This window comes from Sodalis sp. RH14 (genome assembly GCF_047324285.1).
In the GTDB taxonomy this organism is placed as follows: domain Bacteria; phylum Pseudomonadota; class Gammaproteobacteria; order Enterobacterales; family Enterobacteriaceae; genus Acerihabitans.
Window position 1 is genome coordinate 642,513 of sequence record NZ_CP178739.1, and the last position, 22,824, is coordinate 665,336.

The 22,824-nt window shown below is 58.7% G+C and carries 21 protein-coding genes and 3 tRNA genes; 14 read left to right on the plus strand and 10 right to left on the minus strand.

Going from position 1 to position 22,824, the window contains the following annotated elements:
* Nucleotides 1–17: 17 nt before the first annotated feature.
* The 3 genes from ACL2XQ_RS02785 to aspA form a co-directional block, all read right to left on the minus strand.
* A complete protein-coding gene (locus tag ACL2XQ_RS02785; RefSeq protein WP_413740039.1) occupies nucleotides 18–1,745 on the minus strand; it encodes a protein-disulfide reductase DsbD in 1,728 nt (575 codons plus the stop codon).
* A complete protein-coding gene (gene cutA / locus ACL2XQ_RS02790) occupies nucleotides 1,721–2,029 on the minus strand; it encodes a divalent cation tolerance protein CutA (RefSeq protein ID WP_410016632.1) in 309 nt (102 codons plus the stop codon). Before cutA ends, ACL2XQ_RS02785 begins: the two co-directional genes overlap by 25 nt.
* Before the next feature lie 208 nt (nucleotides 2,030–2,237).
* Nucleotides 2,238–3,671 (minus strand): aspartate ammonia-lyase, encoded by a 1,434-nt coding sequence (aspA, locus tag ACL2XQ_RS02795; protein ID WP_410012177.1) that lies wholly within the window; start codon nucleotides 3,669–3,671, stop codon nucleotides 2,238–2,240.
* A gap of 367 nt (nucleotides 3,672–4,038) precedes the next feature.
* Here aspA and ACL2XQ_RS02800 point away from each other — a divergent pair, with 367 nt between their 5' ends.
* The 4 genes from ACL2XQ_RS02800 (at nucleotide 4,039) to ACL2XQ_RS02815 (ending at nucleotide 7,285) form a co-directional block, all read left to right on the plus strand.
* On the plus strand, nucleotides 4,039–4,515 hold the full coding sequence (locus ACL2XQ_RS02800) for an FxsA family protein (protein WP_410012176.1): 477 nt from the start codon (nucleotides 4,039–4,041) through the stop codon (nucleotides 4,513–4,515).
* 218 nt (nucleotides 4,516–4,733) lie between these two features.
* The gene (locus ACL2XQ_RS02805) at nucleotides 4,734–5,027 is read left to right on the plus strand and encodes a co-chaperone GroES (RefSeq protein ID WP_132925602.1); all 294 of its coding nucleotides are present in this window, start codon (nucleotides 4,734–4,736) and stop codon (nucleotides 5,025–5,027) included.
* A gap of 45 nt (nucleotides 5,028–5,072) precedes the next feature.
* Nucleotides 5,073–6,722 (plus strand): chaperonin GroEL, encoded by a 1,650-nt coding sequence (groL, locus tag ACL2XQ_RS02810; RefSeq protein ID WP_413727196.1) that lies wholly within the window; start codon nucleotides 5,073–5,075, stop codon nucleotides 6,720–6,722.
* Between the two features lie 206 nt (nucleotides 6,723–6,928).
* Nucleotides 6,929–7,285: a DUF4156 domain-containing protein gene (locus tag ACL2XQ_RS02815; RefSeq protein WP_410012174.1), complete on the plus strand. Its 357-nt coding sequence runs from the start codon at nucleotides 6,929–6,931 to the stop codon at nucleotides 7,283–7,285.
* Nucleotides 7,286–7,329: 44 nt separating this feature from the next.
* On the opposite strand, the gene epmB is transcribed toward ACL2XQ_RS02815, so the two are convergent.
* Nucleotides 7,330–8,358 (minus strand): EF-P beta-lysylation protein EpmB, encoded by a 1,029-nt coding sequence (gene epmB, locus ACL2XQ_RS02820; protein ID WP_413728902.1) that lies wholly within the window; start codon nucleotides 8,356–8,358, stop codon nucleotides 7,330–7,332.
* A 40-nt stretch (nucleotides 8,359–8,398) separates the two neighbouring features.
* Here epmB and efp point away from each other — a divergent pair, with 40 nt between their 5' ends.
* From efp to sugE, 4 genes are all read left to right on the plus strand, one after another.
* A complete protein-coding gene (gene efp / locus ACL2XQ_RS02825; RefSeq protein ID WP_410012172.1) occupies nucleotides 8,399–8,965 on the plus strand; it encodes an elongation factor P in 567 nt (188 codons plus the stop codon).
* A gap of 81 nt (nucleotides 8,966–9,046) precedes the next feature.
* Complete coding sequence (locus tag ACL2XQ_RS02830; RefSeq protein ID WP_410012171.1) at nucleotides 9,047–9,184, plus strand: entericidin A/B family lipoprotein; 138 nt, start codon at nucleotides 9,047–9,049, stop codon at nucleotides 9,182–9,184.
* Nucleotides 9,185–9,364: 180 nt separating this feature from the next.
* Nucleotides 9,365–9,496 (plus strand): entericidin A/B family lipoprotein, encoded by a 132-nt coding sequence (locus ACL2XQ_RS02835; protein WP_162364129.1) that lies wholly within the window; start codon nucleotides 9,365–9,367, stop codon nucleotides 9,494–9,496.
* Nucleotides 9,497–9,772: 276 nt separating this feature from the next.
* On the plus strand, nucleotides 9,773–10,087 hold the full coding sequence (gene sugE / locus ACL2XQ_RS02840) for a quaternary ammonium compound efflux SMR transporter SugE (protein ID WP_410012170.1): 315 nt from the start codon (nucleotides 9,773–9,775) through the stop codon (nucleotides 10,085–10,087).
* A gap of 6 nt (nucleotides 10,088–10,093) precedes the next feature.
* Here sugE and blc read toward each other — a convergent pair whose 3' ends face one another.
* On the minus strand, nucleotides 10,094–10,618 hold the full coding sequence (gene blc / locus ACL2XQ_RS02845) for an outer membrane lipoprotein Blc (RefSeq protein ID WP_413722074.1): 525 nt from the start codon (nucleotides 10,616–10,618) through the stop codon (nucleotides 10,094–10,096).
* Nucleotides 10,619–10,785: 167 nt separating this feature from the next.
* On the opposite strand from blc, the gene epmA reads away from it, so the two are divergent.
* Nucleotides 10,786–11,763 (plus strand): elongation factor P--(R)-beta-lysine ligase, encoded by a 978-nt coding sequence (epmA, locus tag ACL2XQ_RS02850; protein WP_413740040.1) that lies wholly within the window; start codon nucleotides 10,786–10,788, stop codon nucleotides 11,761–11,763.
* Nucleotides 11,764–11,850: 87 nt separating this feature from the next.
* Here epmA and mscM read toward each other — a convergent pair whose 3' ends face one another.
* From mscM to rsgA, 3 genes are all read right to left on the minus strand, one after another.
* The gene (mscM, locus tag ACL2XQ_RS02855; RefSeq protein ID WP_413740041.1) at nucleotides 11,851–15,156 is read right to left on the minus strand and encodes a miniconductance mechanosensitive channel MscM; all 3,306 of its coding nucleotides are present in this window, start codon (nucleotides 15,154–15,156) and stop codon (nucleotides 11,851–11,853) included.
* Between the two features lie 29 nt (nucleotides 15,157–15,185).
* Nucleotides 15,186–16,073: an archaetidylserine decarboxylase gene (asd, locus tag ACL2XQ_RS02860; RefSeq protein ID WP_410012165.1), complete on the minus strand. Its 888-nt coding sequence runs from the start codon at nucleotides 16,071–16,073 to the stop codon at nucleotides 15,186–15,188.
* Between the two features lie 71 nt (nucleotides 16,074–16,144).
* On the minus strand, nucleotides 16,145–17,191 hold the full coding sequence (gene rsgA / locus ACL2XQ_RS02865) for a small ribosomal subunit biogenesis GTPase RsgA (RefSeq protein ID WP_413722077.1): 1,047 nt from the start codon (nucleotides 17,189–17,191) through the stop codon (nucleotides 16,145–16,147).
* 102 nt (nucleotides 17,192–17,293) lie between these two features.
* On the opposite strand from rsgA, the gene orn reads away from it, so the two are divergent.
* The 3 genes from orn (at nucleotide 17,294) to ACL2XQ_RS02880 (ending at nucleotide 18,352) form a co-directional block, all read left to right on the plus strand.
* Complete coding sequence (gene orn, locus ACL2XQ_RS02870) at nucleotides 17,294–17,839, plus strand: oligoribonuclease (protein ID WP_413740042.1); 546 nt, start codon at nucleotides 17,294–17,296, stop codon at nucleotides 17,837–17,839.
* Between the two features lie 270 nt (nucleotides 17,840–18,109).
* Nucleotides 18,110–18,184 (plus strand) — tRNA-Gly (locus tag ACL2XQ_RS02875).
* A gap of 93 nt (nucleotides 18,185–18,277) precedes the next feature.
* A tRNA-Gly gene (locus ACL2XQ_RS02880) sits at nucleotides 18,278–18,352 on the plus strand.
* 148 nt (nucleotides 18,353–18,500) lie between these two features.
* Here ACL2XQ_RS02880 and ACL2XQ_RS02885 read toward each other — a convergent pair.
* Nucleotides 18,501–19,373 carry a phosphonopyruvate hydrolase gene (locus ACL2XQ_RS02885; protein ID WP_413722079.1) on the minus strand — a complete coding sequence of 291 codons (873 nt, stop codon included), beginning with the start codon at nucleotides 19,371–19,373 and terminating at the stop codon, nucleotides 18,501–18,503.
* Nucleotides 19,374–19,792: 419 nt separating this feature from the next.
* On the opposite strand from ACL2XQ_RS02885, the gene ACL2XQ_RS02890 reads away from it, so the two are divergent.
* Nucleotides 19,793–19,867, plus strand: a tRNA-Gly gene (locus tag ACL2XQ_RS02890).
* A 300-nt stretch (nucleotides 19,868–20,167) separates the two neighbouring features.
* Here the strand turns inward: ACL2XQ_RS02890 and queG are convergent.
* Nucleotides 20,168–21,307: a tRNA epoxyqueuosine(34) reductase QueG gene (queG, locus tag ACL2XQ_RS02895; protein ID WP_410012161.1), complete on the minus strand. Its 1,140-nt coding sequence runs from the start codon at nucleotides 21,305–21,307 to the stop codon at nucleotides 20,168–20,170.
* On the opposite strand from queG, the gene nnr reads away from it, so the two are divergent.
* The gene (nnr, locus tag ACL2XQ_RS02900; protein ID WP_410012160.1) at nucleotides 21,306–22,820 is read left to right on the plus strand and encodes a bifunctional ADP-dependent NAD(P)H-hydrate dehydratase/NAD(P)H-hydrate epimerase; all 1,515 of its coding nucleotides are present in this window, start codon (nucleotides 21,306–21,308) and stop codon (nucleotides 22,818–22,820) included. The genes queG and nnr overlap by 2 nt on opposite strands.
* Nucleotides 22,821–22,824: the final 4 nt, after the last annotated feature.

Genomic DNA, 22,824 nt, shown 5'->3' on the forward strand with positions numbered 1-22,824 from the left:
CCAGTCCCTAGTGTCGGTTATGGGGCGACTTTCTGCAAATGGCGCTGAAAGTCATCGGCATCCAGAAAGCCGGTTACCCTTGAGCCAGGAATTTCCCGTCCCTGGCGGTCGAAAAACAGGATGGTGGGCAGGCCCAACACCCGCAACTCCTTGAGCAGGGCCTGTTGCTCCGGCGAATTGGCCGTGACATCCGCCTGTAATAACGTCAGCTTGGCAAGCTGACGTTTCACCCCATCGGCGGGGAAGGTGTATTTTTCAAATTCTTTACAGGCGACGCACCAGTCCGCATACAAATCCAGCATCACCGGCCTGTCGGGCGCGGCGTTCAGCGCCTGGTTAATCTGCGCGCTGGTGGCGACGCGCCTGAAGACGGGCGCCGCGCCGTCCACGGCGGCATTCACGCCCGCCGTGGGCGAAAATGCCCAGTCCTGCAGCGGCCTGGCCGCCACGACCATCAGCACCAGCAGGATCATTTGCAGCAGTCGGGCGCCGCGAAAACGGCTCTCCCGGCTGGCGAGCAGCGCCCAGGCGAAAAAGGCGACCGCCAGCCCGCTCCACAGCCGCAGTCCCCAGGTATCGCCAAACACGCGCTCCAGCAAAAACACCGGCAGCGCCAGGATAACAAAACCCATGCCTTGTTTGATCTGCTGCATCCACGGGCCGCCGCGCGGCAGCAGGCGGTGGCCGAACACCGCCACCAGGATCAGCGGGATCCCCATGCCCAGGGCATACAGATAAAGCGTCGCGCCGCCGACGGCCAGGTTACCGCTTTGAGCAATATACAGCAAAATAGCGCCGAGCGGCGCGGTGGTGCAGGGCGAGCAAAACAGCCCCGCCAGCGCGCCCATGATAAAGACGCCGGGCAAGGCGCCGCCCCGCTGCCGATTGCTCCAGAGCGTCAGGCGGGTTTGCAGCGCCACCGGCAGTTGCAGGGTAAATAACCCGAACATGGACAGCGCCAGGAGGATAAACAGCGCCGACAGGCCGATCAGCACCGCGGGCTGCTGCAATGCGGCCTGGAACCGCAGCCCGGCGGCGGCCACCGCCATGCCGAGCGCGGTATAGGTCATCGCCATGCCCTGAACATACACCCCGGCAAGCGCCAGCACCCGTCCGGTGCTGAGCCGCGCCGTGCCGGCGCCGAGGATAATGCCGGAAATCAGCGGATACATGGGCAGCACGCAGGGCGTAAAGGCGATGCCGATACCGATAAGCAGTGCCCATAGCGGGGAGAAGGGCAGGGCGCCGGCGTCCGGCGGCCGGGACGGCGTTATCGCCGCCGGTGCGGAAGGGGCGCCGCTGCCGGCAACCGCCGATAACGGCACTACCCGGGTCTCGGGCGGATAGCAAAAACCGGCGTCGGCGCAGCCCTGGTAGGTAACCCGCACCGTCGCGCCGCCGGACGCGTCCAGCAGCGGTACGTTTAACCGCAGGCTGGTGCGATAGATTTGCACGTCGCCGAAAAATTCATCGTGATGGTTCAGCCCTGTGGGCATGGCGGGGTCGCCCAGCCGGGCGCCGGCCGGTTCCAGCTTGATTTGTTGGCGGTAAAGATAATAACCGGGGCGGATCTGCCAGCTCAGCGCCAAATCGGCGCCCTGCTGGTGAAAATCAAAACTAAACGCCTGGTCGGCCGGCACAAAGGTCGTGGCCGGCGAATTGCCGAACAGCGCGGCGGCGGCGGGCGGCGGCAGGCCGATGCCCAGCCATGCCAGCAGGATCAGTGTAAGGACGCGTTGAGCCATGATAGATAATCTGGATCGCCACCCTGGACGGGTAATACCAGTAACTCCGGAGTTTGATAAGGATGGTGTTTTTTAATGCAGGCAATCAGTTCTTGCTGATGGCGGACATGGCTTTTTATCAGCATCTGCACTTCGTCTTCCTGTTCCAGCTTGCCTTCCCAGAAATAAAACGAGGTCGCCCCCGGCAGCAGCGTGACGCAACCGGCCAGCTTCGCGCCGAGCAGGGTGCCCGCCAGCGCCTGCGCGGTGGTTTTATCCGGGGCGGTGCAAAGGATGATGATGATGCCGTTTTCAGCGGCGCCGCATGCGGTGGAGCTGTTTTCAGATGTTTGGGTTTCAGTCGTGTCCGCGGCGCCGGGATCGGCTGCCGGGATACGTTTTCCTGCCGGGAATTTTGCTGCCATGACAACCTCGCGGTATAGCGCCGACCGGCAGTATAACCCGGCCGGCGCTACGGCGACAGCAATGAAAAACGCAAGAGGCTACCCGCGGCTACTCGTTGTCATCGGTATAGCGTACGGCTTTATAGGTCGGATGCATCAGGTTTTCCAGCGAAAAGATGTCATCCAGCTCGGCCGGCGTCAGCAACCCGCGCTCCAGCACCACCTCACGCACGCTTTTACCGGTTTCGGCACAGATTTTACCGACGATATCGCCGTTATGGTGGCCGATAAACGGGTTGAGGTAGGTGATGATGCCGATGGAGTTGAACACATAAGCTTCGCATACCGCCCGATTGGCGGTAATGCCGTTAATGCATTTATCCAGCAGGTTAAAGCAGGCGTTGGTCAGGATATGTACCGATTCAAACATCGCCTGCCCGATAACCGGCTCCATCACGTTCAGCTGCAACTGACCGGCTTCGGCCGCCATGGTAATGCAGGTATCGTTGCCGATAACCTTGAAGCACACCTGGTTGACCACCTCCGGCACCACCGGATTGACCTTGGCCGGCATGATGGACGAGCCCGCCTGCAACTGCGGCAGGTTGATTTCGTTAAGACCGGTGCGCGGACCGGAGGACAACAGCCTGAGATCGTTACAGATTTTGGAAAGTTTTACCGCCAGGCGCTTTAACGCGCTGTGCACCATGACATAAGCGCCGCAGTCGGAGGTCGCCTCGATAAGATCTTCCGCCGGCAGCAAGGGCAGGTTGCTGATTTCCGCCAGTTTCTGCACCGCCAGCGCCTGGTAGCCGTCGGGCGTGTTCAGCCGGGTGCCGATGGCGGTGGCGCCCAGGTTCACTTCCAGCAGCAGCTCGGCGGTGCGCAGCAGGTTTTTATTTTCTTCTTTCAGCAGCACGGTAAAGGCATGGAATTCCTGGCCGAGGGTCATCGGCACGGCGTCCTGCAGCTGGGTGCGGCCCATTTTCAGGATAGTGGCGAATTCCTGCGCCTTGCGCTCGAACCCTTCTCCCAGCTGGCCCACCGCCTCGACCAGCTTGAGGATGGAAATATAGACCGCGATACGGAAGCCGGTAGGGTAGACATCGTTGGTCGACTGGCATTTATTCAGGTGATCGTTGGGGTTAAGGTATTGGTATTCCCCCTTTTGATGGCCCATCAGCTCCAGGCCGAGATTCGCCAGCACCTCATTGGTATTCATGTTTACCGACGTGCCGGCGCCGCCCTGGAAAACGTCGATGGGGAACTGATCCAGGCAGCGGCCTTTATCCAGTACTTCGTCACAGGCGGCGACTATCGTATCGGCAATGGCGCGCGGCAGGGTATGCAGCTCCTTGTTGGCCAGCGCGGCCGCCTTTTTCACCATCACCATGCCGCGAACGAATTCGGGAATGTCGCTGATTTTGGTGTTGCTGATATAGAAGTTTTCAATGGCGCGCAGCGTGTGGATGCCATAATAAGCTTCAGAAGGAACTTCACGTGTTCCCAACAGGTCTTCTTCTATACGAATGGTATTCGCCATGGGTACTTCCTTAATAAGCGATGTTTTTAACGATTGACGCTGGATAATTTCAGATTAATTTTATTATCCAGCGCGTTGCACTGACAATGCACTTGTGCTCATCATTATATGCTGCTTAAACACTGACGCTATTAAGTTGATCACGATTATCTAACAGAATTATTTTAATGGCTTGCCATTCGTCCGGCCTGGGTGCCGGCAGGGCGCGCGGCAAGTCCGCGTGATGTAAAGTGCGGTAAATAACCCGCGCCGACACCCGCGCTTCAGGATACCATAACCACAGGCACGTTTTTGTCATCAGCCCGCCGCCGTCCGCCAGCATCCAATGAGGCGCCCGCGCCGGGCCAGTCAACCCAAGGAGAATTCGGTGCGTTGGATACCCTTATTACTGATATTTCTCGTGGCCTATATAGAGATCACGATTTTTATACAAGTCGCGCATGTCATCGGCGTGCTTTTTACGCTGCTGCTGATTGTGCTGACCTCGTTTATCGGCGTGTCGCTGGTGCGTACCCAGGGGCTGAAGATCCTGGGCCAGATGCAGATCAAGATGGCCAACGGCGAAAGCCCGGCCGCTGAAATGATCAAAAGCGTCTCCATCCTGCTGGCGGGATTTCTGCTGCTGTTGCCCGGCTTTTTTACCGATTTTCTCGGCCTGTTGCTGTTGCTGCCGCCGGTGCAGAATTCACTGACCCTGAAACTGCTGCCCCACCTGCGGTTCCAGCGCGGCGCGGCCGGCGGTTTTGCCTCCCATGATGCGGGCGGCGATACCTTCGAGGGCGAGTACAAACGTAAGGATATTCCGCGCGACGCCATCGAACACCGGCCCGAAGATGATAAATAGATGTTAATTTTTTTGGCACAGGCTGCTTTTTAACGCAATGAAAATACTGAGGTTTTATTTACGGCGGCTAAAAAACAGCCGCTCAGGCAAAAAAATTCTTTTTTTTCCCCTTGAAGCGTAACCGAACGCCCCCATCTTAATCACCACGAGGCAGGGCATGAGGGCATGCCCGGCATTCATCCCGAAACAGATACGGACTTTCTTAAGGAGAGCTTTCAATGAAAATTCGTCCATTACATGATCGCGTTATCGTCAAGCGTAAAGAAGTTGAATCAAAATCGGCTGGCGGCATCGTTCTGACCGGTTCCGCGGCGGGTAAATCCACCCGTGGCGAAGTGCTGGCAATCGGCCATGGCCGCATCCTCGAAAACGGTGAAATCAAAGCACTGGATGTGAAAGTCGGCGATATCGTGATTTTCAACGACGGCTATGGCGTGAAAGTAGAAAAGATCGATAACGAAGAAGTCTTGATCATGTCCGAAAGCGACATTCTGGCCATCGTCGAGGCGTAATTCTCGCGTAATCATCTGAACTGAACGAATTTAAGGGAAATTCAAATGGCAGCTAAAGACGTAAAATTCGGTAACGAAGCCCGCATCAAAATGCTGCGCGGCGTGAACATTCTGGCAGACGCGGTCAAAGTCACCCTGGGTCCCAAGGGCCGCAACGTGGTGCTGGACAAATCCTTCGGCGCGCCTGTCATCACGAAAGACGGCGTGTCCGTGGCGCGTGAAATCGAACTGGAAGACAAGTTCGAGAACATGGGCGCCCAGATGTTGAAAGAAGTTGCCTCCAAAGCGAATGACGCTGCGGGCGACGGCACCACCACCGCCACCGTTCTGGCTCAATCCATCGTCAATGAAGGTCTGAAAGCCGTTGCCGCTGGCATGAACCCGATGGACCTGAAACGGGGTATCGACAAAGCGGTTATCGCCGCCGTCGAAGAATTGAAAAAACTGTCCGTACCTTGCTCTGACTCCAAAGCCATCGCCCAGGTAGGCACCATCTCCGCCAACTCCGACGAAACCGTGGGTAAACTTATCGCTGAAGCCATGGCGAAAGTAGGCAAAGAAGGCGTTATCACCGTTGAAGAAGGCTCAGGCCTGCAGGACGAGCTGGACGTGGTTGAAGGTATGCAGTTCGACCGTGGCTACCTCTCCCCTTATTTCATCAACAAACCGGAAACCGGCGCTATCGAACTCGAAAGCCCGTTCATCCTGTTGGCTGATAAAAAAATCTCCAATATCCGCGAAATGCTGCCGGTACTGGAAGCCGTTGCCAAAGCCGGCAAACCGCTGCTGATCATCGCTGAAGACGTTGAGGGCGAAGCCCTGGCGACCCTGGTGGTCAACACCATGCGCGGCATCGTTAAAGTTGCGGCTGTCAAAGCCCCGGGCTTCGGCGACCGTCGTAAAGCCATGCTGCAGGACATCGCCGTCCTGACCGCCGGTACCGTGATTTCTGAAGAAATCGGCCTGGAACTGGAAAAAGCCACCCTGGAAGATATGGGCCAGGCGAAACGTGTCGTCATCACCAAAGACACCACCACCATCATCGACGGTATCGGCGATAAAGCCGTCATCGAAAGCCGGGTTGCCCAAATCAACCAGCAGCGTGACGACGCCACGTCCGACTACGATCGTGAAAAACTGCAGGAACGTGTTGCTAAACTTGCCGGCGGTGTTGCCGTGATTAAAGTGGGCGCCGCGACTGAAGTTGAAATGAAAGAGAAAAAAGCCCGCGTGGAAGATGCCCTGCATGCGACCCGTGCGGCCGTGGAAGAAGGCGTGGTTGCCGGCGGCGGCGTAGCGCTGATTCGCGTAGCCAACAGCATCACCGATCTGCGTGGCGACAATGAAGACCAGAATGTCGGCATCAAGATTGCCCGTCGCGCCATGGAAGCGCCTTTGCGCCAAATCGTGGCCAACGCCGGTGAAGAACCGTCCGTGATTGCCAACAACGTTAAAGCCAGCAACGGTAACATGGGCTATAACGCGGCAACCGAAGAATACGGCAACATGATCGAAATGGGTATCCTGGATCCGACCAAGGTAACCCGTTCCGCGCTGCAGTATGCGGCCTCTATTGCCAGCCTGATGATCACCACCGAATGTATGATCACCGATCTGCCGCGTGAAGACAAAGCAGATCTGGGTGGCGCCGGTGGCGGCATGGGCGGTATGGGCGGCATGGGCGGCATGATGTAATGCCCCTGTTGCGCTGATAGCGTTAAAAAACCCCGGCTTGCCGGGGTTTTTTTTTGGCAAAAAATTATCAACCGGACCGTTTTTAAGGTATAAACAGGTAGCGGTATGGGCAGGGTAAACAGCGGTTTATGCGCTGACGGTTGCCCAAGGGAAAATATGGCGCACAGCAAAATTTTTGCCGGACATATCACTATTCGAGGATAACGATGCGAATCAAATTTTTACTCTGTCTTGGTGCGGGCACTTTATTATTAGCGGGATGTGCCACTACTAATGAACTGTCCGCCGCGGGGCAGTCGGTGAAGTTCACCGAAGACCAGCCGGGCAGTAATTGCCAGGCGCTGGGCACGGTTACCGGCACGCAAAGCAACTGGTTGTCGGGGCAGGGCGGCGAAGGCAGCTCCATGCGCGGCGCGGCCAACGATCTGCGCAATAAAGCGGCGGCCATGGGCGGCAACGTTATTTATAAGGCCGCCAGCCCGGTCGGCTTTACGGAAACCTATCTCTCGAGTTTTGCCCCGCTGGACAGCAAGATCCAGGGCCAGGTCTATAAATGCCCGTAGCCGCTGGCTTCCTGATGCCGCCCGGCGGCGTCGGGAAGCACGGCTTAGCGCTGGCGTAGTTTTAAATCAAGCAGGGTTTTGCTGTTTTCCCCGCCGATCTCCCGCGCCAGCCGCGGCACCAGATAGCCCGAGACCTTCAACAGTAATTGCTGCATAATCTCCCGGGCTTCATGGTCATCCACCATAAAGTGCGCCGCGCCCTGTACCCGATCTAAAACATGCAGATAATAAGGCAGTATGCCGGCGTCAAACAGCGTTTCGCTCAGGGTCGCCAGCGTATCGGCGTTATCATTTACCCCCCGCAGCAGCACGCTTTGGTTGAGCAGCGTCACCTGCGCCATGCGCAGGTGTGTCATACTCTCGCGCAGCGGCCGGTCAATCTCGTTGGCATGATTGATATGGGTGACCAGCACGACATTGAGACGGCTGCCGGCCAGGCGCCGGCAAAGAGCGGGGGTGATGCGCGCCGGGATAACCACCGGCAAACGGGTATGGATGCGCAGGGTGCGCAGATGGGGAATGGCTTCCAGCTGGCCGATAAGCTCGTCCAGCTCATGATCCTTGGCCATCAGCGGATCGCCGCCGGAAAAAATAATCTCGTTCAGCTGCGGGTGCTGCCGGATATACTCCAGCGCCCCTGACCAATTGGCCCGGTTGCCCTGGTTATCCTGATAGGGGAAATGGCGCCTGAAGCAATAGCGGCAGTTAACCGCGCAGCCGCCCTTGACCAGCAGCAAGGCGCGGTTACGGTATTTATGCAGCAGGCCCGGTACTACGGATTGCTGTTCTTCCAGCGGATCGGTGCTGAAACCGGGCACCTGCAGAAATTCCTCGCGTAGGGTGAGGACCTGTCGCAGCAGCGGGTCGGCCGGATTGCCCGGCTCCATGCGCGCCACGAACGCCCTGGGCACCCGTAACGGGAATAACCGCCGCGCCGCCGCGCCATCGCGCAGGTCCGGATGGTCGCTGAGTTGCAATTGTTGCAAAAGTTCGATGGGATCGGTAATGACATCGGCAAGTTGACGCAACCAATCTTCTCTAGTTGGGGTGTTTCGGGTTACAATATCTGCCATTTTTTTGGCTTAACGACCACGTAATATTAAGAGGACCACCATGGCGTCTTATAGTACCAATGAATTCCGTTCCGGTCTCAAAATCATGCAGGACGGCGAGCCGTGCGCGATCATTGATAATGAATTCGTAAAACCGGGCAAAGGCCAGGCGTTCAACCGCGTGCGCATCCGTAAACTGATTTCCGGCAAGGTGCTGGAAAAAACGTTTAAATCCGGTGATTCCGTCGAGGCGGCCGATGTCATGGATATGAACCTGACTTACCTGTACAACGACGGTGAGTTTTGGCATTTTATGAATAACGAGACTTTTGAGCAACTGGCCGCCGATAAGAAAGCGGTGAGCGACGCCGCCAAATGGCTGGTTGAGCAGGCCGAATGCGTGCTGACCCTGTGGAACGGCGAGCCCATCGCCGTCACGCCGCCCAACTTTGTCGAGCTGGAAATCATCGAGACCGACCCGGGCCTGAAGGGCGACACCGCCGGCACCGGCGGCAAGCCCGCCACCCTGACCACCGGCGCGGTGGTAAAAGTACCGCTGTTCGTGCAGATTGGCGAAGTGATCAAAGTGGATACCCGCTCCGGCGAATACGTATCCCGCATCAAATAACCGTTCAACCGGCATGCCCTGAGGCGTTATCAGGGTCAGGGCAGGCCGGGCGTTTTCAGGCGTGCGGGGAATCCGGCGATTATGTTAGGAAAAACAGTTAAACTGATCGTTATCTCATTAGTCATGTCGGCGACGCTGAGCGGTTGCAATACCGCGCGCGGCTTCGGTGAAGATGTGCAACACCTTGGCGGCGCTATTACGCGTGGTGCCAGCAAGTAGCTCGCAGACATCGTGCAGCCAACATCCAGGACATTTTCCAGTAAATAGTCCTAAAAGTGCGCAACCGGCCATATGTTTAGTATGTTTTGCCGGTTTTTTACTATGCTTAAAAGGCAAGCTTTTATCCACAGCAGTGCTATTTCATTTAGACAAAAAGTGATTCTACAAAAGGAAATCGTTATGTTGAAGAAAAGTATAATTGCCCTTTTATCTGTTCTGGTGTTGTCCTCATTAACGGCTTGTAATACCACCCGCGGCGCCGGTGAAGATATTTCGGCAGGCGGACAGGCCGTACAGCGGGCTGCACAGTAATATACACGGCTGTATTCAGCTAATGCCTCTGTATCCTGGTGAAATAGCCGCTGTCAGCGGGTTATCGGGGAATGAGAACCGATAGTGACAGCGGTGTCGGACTATGACGCGGTCATTTTGATTAAAATGACCGTTTCGTCACATTTAACTAATCGATTAATTAAATTCATTGGTCATTTTGCTAACGGCGGCATAAGATTATCCTTCCTTAGCAGGACGACCTGGTAAGCTGTCTTTTCTTCTGGGGACGACCCCATCGTTATGAGGTCGTCTCACATGTCATGGTTATTACTTATCCTCGCCGGCCTGCTGGAAACTGTCTGGGCCATCGGCCTGAAATATACCGAGGGATTTACCCGCCTGCTGCCAAGCGTGGTGACGCTTATCGCGATGATCATCAGCATCACGCTGCTGGGCCTGGCCATGCGCACGCTGCCGGTGGGTACCGCCTATGCCGTCTGGACCGGGATAGGCGTGGTCGGCACGGTTATCGTCGGCATGCTGTGGCTGGGTGAACCCGCACATTGGCTGCGCATCGCCAGCCTGGCGATGATTATGCTGGGGATCCTGTGCCTGAAGCTGTCGCATTAGGCCGTTTCAGGATTGATCCACCCAGATAAGCCGGTCCACCGCAAAACCCAGCCGGGCGGCGGTAGCGACCAGGTGGTCGCGCGTGGCCTGCGGCAGCGTTTTGGCGCGGGCCAGGATCCAGAGATAATCGCGGTTGGGGCCGCAGACCAGGGCGTAATCATAGCCTTCATCCAGCGCGATCACATGGTAGCCGCCATAAAAAGGGCCGAAAAACGAGACCTTAAGCGAGGCCCGCTGCGGCGAAGCCAGGAAATAGGCTTTGCCGTTGCTTTGCCGGAAGCGTTGCGTGGCCGGGGAATAGCCTTTATTGATGACGTCGAGGCCTCCGTCGTCCCGCAGGCTATACTGCGCCGTGACATGATCGAGTCCGGTTTCGAAACGGTGATCCAGCCGGGCGATTTCATACCAGGTGCCCAGGTAGCGGTTAACATCGAACTTCTCCACCGGCCGGACGCCCGACGGCGGGTTGACGCTGCACGATAGCGACAGCAAGGACGAGGCGACCAGCGCGACGGTTCTCCATAGGGACATACATACTCCATCAATAGCCTGCCTGAACGGTAAGTGTACACCCATTGGCGGTATGCAGGCGGTAAAGCGGCAACCCGCGGACGATGCAGGCGACCGGATTGAACTAGGTTTGTCTGCCTGAACGGATAAAGGTAGACTTCATCCCCTGTTTAACGGGAGAAAAAGTTATGAGCGAAATGGCAAGCTGGTTACCGAGCGCCCCCATCGCTAATCTATTAAAAAGAGCGGTGGTGATGACCCAGCTCCGGCGGTTTTTTACCGACCGCGGGTTACTCGAAGTGGAAACGCCGGCCATGAGCCAGGCCACCGTCACCGATATTCATCTGGTGCCCTTTCAGACGCATTATGTCGGGCCGGGCGCGGCGCAGGGGCTGCCGCTCTATTTGATGACCAGTCCTGAATACCATATGAAACGCCTGCTGGCGGCCGGCAGCGGGCCAATATTCCAGATAGGGCGCAGTTTTCGCAACGAGGAATCCGGCCGGCACCATAATCCCGAGTTCACCATGCTGGAATGGTATCGCCCCCACTACGATATGTACCGCCTGATGAACGAAGTGGACGATCTGCTCCAGCAAATCCTTGATTGCGACAGTGCGGAAACCCTGTCCTATCAGCAGGTGTTTATCCGTCATATCGGCATCGATCCCCTGTCGGCCGACAAGGCGCAGCTGTGCGAGGCCGCCGCCAAACTCGAGCTGTCCGGCATTGCCACGGTCGAGGAGGATCGCGATACCCTGCTGCAGTTATTGTTTGCCATGGGCGTGGAACCCCACATCGGGCGTGATAAACCGACGTTCGTTTACCATTTTCCCGCCACCCAGGCCGCGCTTGCGGAAATCAGTACCGAAGACCACCGGGTGGCCGATCGTTTTGAAGCCTATTTCAAAGGTATTGAACTGGCTAATGGTTTTCGCGAGCTCACCGACGCCGCGGAGCAACGCCAGCGGTTTACCCAGGATAACCACAAGCGCGCCGCGCTGAACTTGCCGCAGCAGCCCATTGATGAAAACCTGCTGGCGGCGCTGGCGCACGGCATACCGGAATGCTCCGGGGTGGCCTTGGGGGTGGACCGGCTGGTGATGCTGGCGCTGAAGGCGGACAGCCTGTCCGAGGTTATCGCATTCCCGGTCGAGCGGGCCTGAGGGCCGTCCCCGGCTCAACAACGGGCATGGCGCGCCGCCGCCGCGCCCGTGACATCAGGCCGGCGGGAAAGAACCTGTCCTGCGCGGCTACAGGGACCCGGATCTGAACGTCGTCGCGCCTTTGGCGGTTTCCATGCGCACCTGGAAAGGCGGGAACGGCATTTCCAGGCCGTGTTCGCGGTAGCCTTCAAGAATCAATTGGTTCAGCTGATGGCGCAGCGGCATGCGGTGGCCCATTTCCGCCGCGTGCACCCGCAGATCGAAGAGCATAATCCCCTGCTGTAAATCCACCAGATAGGCTTCCGGCGCCGGGTTATCCAGCACCAGCGGACAGCGCTGCGCCGCCTGGGTCAGGATGCGGGTGACTTCTTCGCTGTCGGCGTCCGGAGGCGCCGGGATGGTCAGCACGATACGGGTGACGGAATCCGATAGGGACCAGTTAACAAACTGCTCGGTGACAAAAGCCTTATTCGGCATGATAATTTCTTTGCGATCCCAATCGGTGATGGTGGTGGCCCGGGTATTGATGCGGGTGATATTGCCGGTCAGGTCGCGGATGGTCACGGTATCGCCGATGCGGATCGGTTTTTCAAACAAGATGATCAGGCCGGAGATAAAATTGGCGAAAATTTCCTGCAGCCCGATGCCCAGGCCGACGGTGAGCGCCGCCACCAGCCACTGCAATTTCGCCCATTCGATGCCGATCCACGAAAAACCGATCAACGCGCCAATCAGCATCAGCATATATTTGGTGATGGTGGTAATCGCATAGCCGGTGCCCGGCGTCAGCACCAGATGCTGCAGCAGGGCCAGTTCCAACAGGGCCGGTAGGTTCCTGACCAGTTGGGTGGTGATGATCAGCACCAGCACCGCGACCAGCACCGAGGCCAGCGAAATCGACTGGATCCCTTCCTCGCCCTTGATGGTGGAACTCACATCCCACAGCTGGATATTTTCCAGGAAGGCAAACGCCGAATGAATCTCCGACCATAACCAGATAACCGACACCAGGGCGATAAGCGTCAGGAGGGATCGCACCAGACGCAGCGACTGGGCGCTGATAACGTCCAGGTCGACTATCGGCTCATCCACTTCGGCGGCGGCTTCGGAAAGCTGCGACGGCGACAAATCCTCCTCGTGACGGGCGCGTTGCGCCAGCATTTCCGCGCGGCGCTGCTTGGCGCGCTCAAAGGCGATGCGCCGCCGCTGGATAAACATCCAGCGGCGGATGATATGGTAAATGACCAGCAGGAAAAACCAGATCGCCACCGAGGTTTCCAGCCGCGCCAGCAGGTCCTGCGCCGTGGCGAGATGGCCTAGCAGGGCGGCAATCGCCGCGACCAGCGGCGCGCACAGCATCAGGTTCCACAGGGTGCGGTTGACCACGTTGTCCCCGGTGCCGGATTTATCCAGGTAAAGCGGGATGCCGGCCCGTTTCAGGCTGCTGGTCACCAGGCTTAGGGCCGCGCACAGCAGGACAAAGCACAGGCGGCCCAGGGTACTGGAGAATTCGCGGTCATTAAGATTATCGAAGGTGATCAGGGCCATGATCAGCGGCACGATAAGGCCGATGGCCAGTGAATAATAACGCATCGCCCGCGCCACCCGTTTCTCCGGCCAGCCTAGATGCACGATAAACAGACCGCGCGCATGGGCAAAGTGGGCGCTGACCATAAACAGCCACAGCACCGGCACCGTGGCGATCACGCCGTCGCCGATGGCTACCGCCACCGGATAAGGCCACGCATGCTGCAGGCCATAGCCCAGCGCCGCCCACAGCACCGGCAGGGGAAGGGCGGCGGCTATCGACCAGAACACGGTGCGCAGCGTCAGGTAAAAATAGTCTTGATTGACCTTGCCGACCTTACTGGCCGAGCGCTCGAGGAAGGCGTGGTAATGACGGCGGGAACTGATGCTGAAACCGACCAGCGCGATGGCGCAGAACAGCGGGATCAGCGTCTCCTGGCTGGTCGACATCATGACCATGGCGCCGCTGAGCTGGGTGGCGGTATCCAGCGAGACCAAACGCCTGAGATCCTGGGCCACGTGGAGCGGAAACGCGAGGGTGACCGGGCTGACGTCCGCCACCCAGAACAGATAGCGGTGCGCCGCTTCCCGGATTTCCGCCATGGCGTCCACCAGCTGGCTGTTGGCTACCTTGAGCTTCGTCATTTCCAGTATCTGGTTATCGTAGCCGGACAACAGGGAATTGAGCAGCTCGCGCTGGGTACGCAGCTGCGCGTCCAGGATGCGCCGCTGCTCGGGCGTCAGCGGCGATCCGTCGTCCTGCTTGCTTTGATCCAGCTGGGGACGTTTGTTCATCAGATCTTCATAATGCAGGCGGCTTACGCGCAGCTGGGCCATATCGCTGTCGAGCTGCTGCGGTTTGGGCAGATCCGGCAGGCGCGACACCTGGGCGCGCAGCGTCTCGCCGAGCGCCGGCGAATCCCCCAGCCATTGCGCCTGCTCGCGCAGGGTGCTCAGCGCTTGCCTGACCTGCAGCGCCTGCGCCGCGGCCTGGCGCTGCTGGGAGGCGATTAAATCCATACGCTGCGCCTGCTCGTTAAGCGCCACCGACAGTTCGCGGTTTATCTGCAGTTGGCTGGTGATGACGGCGGGCAGGTCGCCGCTTTGCTCCGCCAGCTGTTCGGTGCGCTCCAGCGCGCGCTCCGCCTCCTGCTGGCGGAGACTGTTGAGCCGAAAGCGCAGCGCCTGCAGGTCCATATCCACCCGGTCATGGCGTTTTTTCAGCATATCCATCCGCAGGCGCGACAGTTCCTGGCGGTTGTTGGCGCTCAGTTGCGCCAGCTCCAGTTCGTTGACCCGCGCCCGCCGCGCGGCGGCTTCCGCCTGGATCTGCATGAGGTGCGCCTGCGCCAGCGGCGTGGCGGCGCTGGCGTTCTGTGCCTGCAGCCGCTGTTCGCTATCGCTCAGGGCCCGGCGCGCTTCGGTTTGCTGTTGCGGCAACTGGCCCAGCGAGTCGCTGATTTCCCGGGCCTGTTCCTGCTCCTGTTGCAGTTGACGCGCCAGTTCCTGTAGGTCGCTGCTGGTCTGCAGCACGCGCTGCTCCAGTTCGCTTAGCGAGAGTTTGCCGCTGACGTCGGCGGCTTTGTCCGGTTCGCTGTCGCGTTGATCGCGCAGTTCCCGCGTCAGTTGAGGGAAATTGTCGATGGCGCTGCGATATTGTCCGGCGCGCGCGGCGGATACCTTGCCGTCGTTGATAGACGAAAGCGCGCCCTGGAGGGCGTCGATGATTTCCGCTTGATTCGCCGCGCCCTTATTCGCTTCCGCCTGCTGAAGTTCTTTTTTAACCTGGGCTTCGTCGGGAAAAGCGGCGGCGAATGACGGGGCGGCGAGCAGCCACCCCAGCAATAGGATGATAATCGGGCGCAATCGGGTTCTCTCTGGTTGCTCCGGGCCGGTTAAGGCAACGGACTGTCCGCCTGGACGATGCCGGTGGCGAGACGTTCGCCGACGCGGGTTGCCGCGCGACTGTGAAGATGATCGCCCAGGGAAACGCCGCCTTTGGCAAAAAGGTTCACCACCGTGGAGCCAAGCTTAAACCGCCCCATCTCCTGGCCTTTCAGAAATACCACCGCACCGTCTTCATCCGCCGTCGGATAGCGCCAGCGCTTGATAATGCCGTCGCGCGGCGGCGTCACCACGCCGGACCAGGTGGTCTCGATACTGCCGACAATGGTGGCGCCGACCAGGATTTGCGCCATCGGTCCAAAATCGGTGTCGAATACGCAGATCGCCCGTTCGTTGCGGGCGAACAGGTTCGGTATATTGGCCGCGGTCAGCGGATTGACCGAAAACAGCTCGCCCGGCACATAAATCATTTCCCGCAGGATGCCGTTGCAGGGCATATGCACCCGGTGATAATCGCGCGGCGCAAGATAGGTGGTGACAAACGCGCCGTCGCGAAAGAGCTCGACCAGACGCTCGTTGCCCGCCAGCAGCGCTTCCAGGCTATAGTGATGCCCCTTGGCCTGAAAAACCTGTTCGCCCGCTATCGGTCCCGATTGGGAAATGATACCGTCCGCCGGCATGACCAGCGTGTCGGGATCGCTGTCGATGGGACGCGCGTCATCGCGCAGCGGCCGGACAAAAAAAGCGTTGAAAGTCGGGTAGGCCGACGTATCGGGCTGCTGCGCTTCCTGCATATCCACCCGGTAAACCCGCACGAACAGATCGATGACCAGTTTCGTCAGCCAACCTGCCTGCAGTTCGGCCCCCCAGCCGGCCAATTGGGTCAGCCAACGCTTGGGCAATAAATACTGCAATGCTATTTTGATCCTATCGAGCACAGAAACCTCGTACATGCGTGGGTGAAACAACAACGAACCGGGAGAAATTGTAGCGGCGCTCAGGATAAATGTCAGTGATCCGTTTCGGAAAAGGATTTACGTGTTTTTACCTGCGACATGCTGTCGAGTATCTGATGATAATTCTCGAAACGAATGGCGGAAATGTCGCCGCTCTCCACGGCGGCGCGGATGGCGCAGCCCGGATCGGTATCATGCCGGCAGTCGCGGAATTTACAGTTGCCCAGATACGGCCTGAATTCAATAAATCCCTGGGTGACCTGTTCTGGTTCCAGATGCCATAAGCCGAATTCCCGCACGCCGGGGGAGTCGATAACCTGGCCGCCGCTTTTGAAATGATACATGCGCGCCGTGGTGGTGGTGTGCTGGCCGAGTCCCGAGTTATCGGACACGGTATTGACCACGATCTGCGCGTGTTCAGGAGGCAGCAGGGCATTAAGCAAGCTGGATTTGCCCACCCCGGACTGCCCCGCGAAGATGCTGATGCGATCCGTCAATGCCGCCTCAAGCCCTGCCATCCCCTCGCGCGTCTGGCTCGATACCATCAGCACGCGATAGCCTATCCGGCTGTAGACTTCCATGGTGGCGTCCACCCAGGCCCGTTCCTTTGCGTCCAGCAGATCGATTTTATTGAGTACGATCAGCGGTTCAACCTCCACTGTCTCGCAGGCCACCAGATAGCGGTCGATAATGTTCACCGACAGCTCCGGCAAGATGGCCGATACAATCACGATTTGGTTCATATTGGCGGCGATGGGCTTGACGCCGTCGTAAAAATCCGGCCGCGTCAGCACCGAGGTCCGGGGATGAATCGCCTCAATGATGCCCTTGATGCCCGATGAGGCCTCGCTGCCGGGCCGCCAGACCACCCGATCGCCGGTCACCACCGAGCCAAGAGTGCGGCGCAGGTTGCAGCGGTGTATGATACCGTCCGCGGCTTCCACGTCGGCGTGCATGCCGAAGCGGCTGACGACCGTGCCTTCCTGGGCCTGGCCTAAAAGCGAGTCATCCCAATCGACGCCGCGATCGGTTCTCAGGCGGCGCTGATGATTTGCCTGTACGCGCCGCTGCTGGCCTTTGGACAGTTTATTTTTAGTCACCGTGCCTCACTTGTAGCTCATGAATCGCCCGTGGCGATGAAAACGTCTATGATACACAGTATTCTAACAGAAACGCCGTGAAACCTTAGCAACGAGAAAATCATGCCGGTAAATGACAACAACCTGATTTGGATCGATCTGGAAATGACCGGGCTTGATCCCGAACGCGATCGCATTATTGAAATCGCCAGCCTGGTGACGGACGCCAACCTGAATATCCTGGCGGAAGGCCCGGTATTGGCCGTGCATCAGACGCAAGAGCAACTGGCCGTCATGGACGAGTGGAACGTGCGCACCCATACCGCCAGCGGCCTGGTGGAACGCGTCCGGGCCAGCCGTATCGACGAGGACGGTGCGGTGGCGTTAACGCTGGCGTTTCTGCGGGAATGGGTGCCCGCCGGGAAATCGCCCATCTGCGGCAACAGCATCGGCCAGGACCGTCGTTTCCTGTTCCGCTATATGCCGGAACTGGAGGCCTATTTCCACTATCGTTACCTGGATGTCAGCACGCTTAAGGAACTGGCACGGCGCTGGAAACCGCAAATCCTGGAGGGGCTGACCAAAAACAGCAGCCACCAGGCCCTGGATGATATCCGCGAGTCGGTGGCGGAACTGGCCTATTACCGCGAGCATTTTATTCGTCTTTGATTATTTATCGCCGGCGCCGCGCCGCTCACTGGCCGCGCGGATAAGCCGCTGATGTTTCATTGATTGCCGGTAAAAACGCCATATTGCTGTTTTTATCGGCAGTTGAGCGAAAAGCGCAGATTTTTGCCCGTCGGGGCTTGCAGGGAAAATGTTTTCTCGTATAATGCGCTCCCCGTACCGGTGCAAAATATTGTCGTGGCCGCGTGCGTAATCGGAATATAGCGTCAGCGATAGACGTGGACTTTATCACTCGGTGATAGAGCATAAAAAGCGGGAATAGCTCAGTGGTAGAGCACAACCTTGCCAAGGTTGGGGTCGCGAGTTCGAGCCTCGTTTCCCGCTCCAAACATTGCAACATCGGGTTTCGTCGGCATGACAAAACGCGATGCATAAAGAAAAAATGCCTTCCGGCATAAAAAAGTGATTCAGAATAACAATGCGGGAATAGCTCAGTGGTAGAGCACAACCTTGCCAAGGTTGGGGTCGCGAGTTCGAGCCTCGTTTCCCGCTCCAATTAGTACGTCGCGGGCGCCCGTTCAGGGCGGTGACGGATAGATGCCACAGGGCGAAAGCCCTGTGGCATTTTTCATTGCAGTCCCGGCACGCCCCCCGACATCCCTCCCCGCAGGCAGGCCATACCACGGTCAGCGCCGTGAACGCCTCAGCGCAAAAAGCGTTTTTCAATAGCGCGCATATAAGCATCCCCTTGCCAGGTGATGATATCCTTGACCGCGGGAAGGGTGGCGTCGACATTCTGTATGCCGCCGTCACGGCGGATCTGCGCGAACACGGCGCGCATCGCGCCCGCGGCGGCGCGAATGGCGTGATTGCCGTAGATCACGATGCCCACCTTGCCGCTGGCGGCGATATCGGCCTCGGTAAGCTGTGGATACGCCGTGGGCACCAGCACCAGGGGAACCCTGCCTGTCCAGGCGGCGATAAAGGCCAGGATCTCGTCGGGCGTCTTCTGCCTGGAGTGGATCAGGATGGCGTCCGCGCCGGCTTCCTCATAGGCTGCGGCGCGGCGCAGGGCTTCGTCCTGGCCCAGCCCCGCGATCAGCGCCTCCACGCGGGCGATAACGACAAAATCCTTGTGCCGCCGGGCGGCGATCGCGGCGCCGATCTTGCCCTGGAATTCCTCGATGCGCACCAGTTCCTGGCGGCCCTGCGCGCGCAGGCTGGTGTCCTTGGGAAAGGTCTTGTCTTCCATCACCACGGCCGCTGCGCCGGCGGCCTCGTATTGCGGAATGATGTAGCTGACGTTCACCGCATTGCCGAAGCCGGTGTCGATATCGGCGATAAGCGGCGTCGACACGGTGGCGGCGATGGCGCGCATCATCTCCAGATGGGTGCCCATCGACAGGATGTTGGCATCGGGCACCGCATAGCTCGCCGACAGTTCAAAGCCGCTGCCCCAGATACCGTCAAAACCCGCTTCCTCGGCAAGCCGCGCCGCCAGCGGATTGTGCGCGGCCATGGCGGTAAACAGGCGGCGGCTGTCGAGCGCCGCGCGCAGGGTGTTGGATGTGTGCATTGGTATAGTCCTGATAGCAGTTGACGTGGTTGGATGTTACAAAAAGCAAGGCAATTCGCCAAGGGAATAAGGCCGGCGGCCGGCCCGTCCCGGATAACGGTTCAGGTCGCCGGTCGCGCGCCGTAATGTAAACGCACCACCCGCCCTTCCGTTGCCGTAACGGGTAAATCGCCGTCTACGGTTCGCCGGGGAGAGACAATAAATTTCCGCCGAGTTATTGACTCTCTTAGGGTATCAGTCCATAATCTCGTCCATTCCTGAGCGGGGATTTGTAAAAAAAGCTTTCTATTTCAAATGGTTGAAAGCAGCCGTTTCGAAAAGGCGCCTTTGCTCGGCAGATGTTTTTTATCGGCGGTCGACGTGATGACCCAGGGTCATTCCCGCAACAGACAGCCAGACGTTACTCAGTCACACATAAAGCGGGAATAGCTCAGTGGTAGAGCACAACCTTGCCAAGGTTGGGGTCGCGAGTTCGAGCCTCGTTTCCCGCTCCAACATCAAAATCCGCTTACATTCAATGGCTATCATGCATTTGCGCATCGCGGCGGTTACAGCGCGGGCCAAAATGTTTTGAACAGAGTTATCCACAGCGCAGCCTCGTAATAATAATTTTCCCTTACCAGTGTTCAGATCAAAAGAAAAGTTTAGTCCTTTGATATTTATCAATTAAAATTTATTTAAAAACGTCGGTGGCGCCTATTGCCTTTTTTAGCGTGCTTGATTGCCAACGGTTTTTTAATTTTATCCACAGGCGGGAATTTTTAAAACATTGCGCTATAATCAGCTGCCGCGGCTTACGCGTCGCGAACTAAACCCTTTTCAATCGCCCTTACCAGCCGCTTTTGCTGCGCGGTCTGTACGCTGACCGTCCCGGCGTCCCGCCGCAGCAGTTGCTGATCGATGGCCCAGCGTATATGCACGTCAAGCATGGCGTTTTCGCCCAGCCGTTCCCGCAGGGCGAGCACGACATTATCTTCATAAGGGGCATTGCCCAGGGCTACCGCCACGTTGCGCAGCCAGCGCAAATGGCCGATGCGCCTGATGGCCGACCCTTCGGTAACGCGCAGGAACCGCGCCTCGTCCCAGGCAAACAATGCCAGTAATTCCGGGGTATGCAGTACCGCCCGGGGGCTGAAGTCCGGCTCGTCGGTTAATTGGGAAAAACGGTTCCACGGGCAGATTAGCTGGCAATCGTCGCAACCGTAGATGCGGTTGCCAATCAGCGGACGCAGCGCCTCGGGGATCTCGCCGTCCAGTTCGATGGTAAGATAAGAAATGCAGCGGCGCGCATCCACCTGGTAGGGCGCGACAATGGCGCCGGTGGGGCAGGTGGTCATGCAGGCGACGCAGCGCCCGCATTGTTCCTCCTGGGGCTGGTCTACGGGCAGGGGCAAGTCGATGAGTAATTCCCCGAGGAAAAACCAGGAGCCGGCCTCGCGATTCAAGATTAGCGAGTGTTTACCAACCCAGCCGATGCCGGCCTTGGCGGCCAGGGGGCGCTCCATGATCGGCGCTGAGTCGACAAACGGCCGAAAGTTTACCCCTTGGCACCAATCCTGAATTTTGTTGCCCAACTGCTTAAGACGCCGACGTAAAACCTTGTGATAGTCGCGTCCCAGCGCATAGCGGCTAACATAACCCATACGGGGATTATTCAGGGTACGGGCAAAGGCGGCCCCGGCCGGCAGGTAATTCATCCTGACGCTGATGACCCGCAGGGTCCCGGGCAGCAATTCATGGGGGCGCGCGCGCAGCATGCCGTGACGGGACATCCAGGCCATTTCGCCGTGATACTGGTTGTCCAGCCAGGTTTGCAAGGCGGGCTCATGGGCGGCCAGATCGGTATCGCAGATGCCGACCTGTTGAAAACCCAGTTCCCGCCCCCATTGCTTGATAAGCCGGGCTAATTCCAAAAGATCAAAAGGGTATGACATGGCGGACCATAAAAAGAAAACAAGCTCTGCAAGTTTACCACATTCCGTCTACGGGGCGGAGTGGCTGCGGGGCTGGGAACCGGAGGCGGCGGATCTTGCCGGGGTAACGCTGTATGAATTAATGGAGCGCGCGGGGGCCGCCGCCTGGCGCGCCCTGAGCTGGCTTTATCCATTTGCCGGCCATTACCTGATCCTGGCCGGCCACGGCAATAACGGCGGCGACGCCTACGTGGTGGCGCGCCTGGCCCGGTCGCAACGCAGGCAGGTAACGCTTATCGAGTGTAAGGGGACCCACCCGCTGCCGGAACAGGCCCGGCTGGCGCGCCAGGCGTGGCTGGATGCCGGCGGGACGGTCCTGGGGGCCGACGCCGTCTGGCCGGAGCGGACGGACGTGATTATCGACGGTTTGCTGGGCACCGGCCTGGCGGCGGCCCCGCGCGCGCCTTATAGCACCCTTATCGCGGCGGCTAACGGCCATGCCGCCCCGGTCGTCGCGCTGGATATTCCCTCCGGCCTGAATGCGCAAACCGGCGCGGTGGCGGGGGCGGTGATAAACGCGGCGCATACCCTGACTTTTATCGCCCTCAAGCCCGGTTTGCTGACCGGCAAAGCGCGCAGCGTGACCGGACGGCTGCACTATGACGACCTGGGACTGGCGCCCTGGCTGGCGCGCCAGGCGCCGGTTATGGAACGGCTGACCGCTTCGCAGCTGACGCGCTGGCTCACGCCGCGCGATCCCTGTTCCCATAAAGGGGATAACGGGCGTTTACTGATCGTCGGCGGCGATCGCGGCCTGTCCGGCGCCATTCGCATGACCGGAGAGGCGGCGCTGCGCGCCGGCGCCGGCCTGGTGCGGGTACTGACCCGTGAGGAAAATATCGCATCGTTGCTGACCGCCCGCCCGGAACTGATGGTCGAGCCCCTTAACGACGCGTCCCTGCGCCAGGGGCTCGAGTGGGCGGACGTCATTGTCATCGGCCCGGGGCTGGGCCAGACGGAGTGGGGGAAAAATGCGCTGCGCGTTGTGGAAAACTGCACTAAACCTATGTTGTGGGATGCGGATGCGCTTAACCTGCTGGCATTCAACCCACAGAAACGTCACAATCGTATTATCACCCCGCATCCCGGGGAGGCCGCCCGCCTGCTGAATACTAAGGTAGGCGACATTGAAAGTGACCGCTTACTCGCGGCGAAAAATATCATTAAACGGTACGGCGGCGTGGTGGTCCTGAAAGGCGCCGGCACGCTTATTGCCGACGATGAAGGCCGCATGGCCGTCGCCGATGTCGGTAACGCCGGCATGGCCTCGGGCGGCATGGGCGATCTGCTGTCGGGCATTATCGGCGGTTTGCTGGCGCAGAAACTGCCGCTGTATGACGCGGCCTGCGCCGGCTGTGTCGTGCATGGCGCCACCGCCGACCAGCTGGCGGCGGAAAAAGGAACGCGGGGTATGCTGGCCACGGATTTGCTGCCCGCGTTATCTCAATTTGTTAATCCTGAACGTATCGCATAGAAAT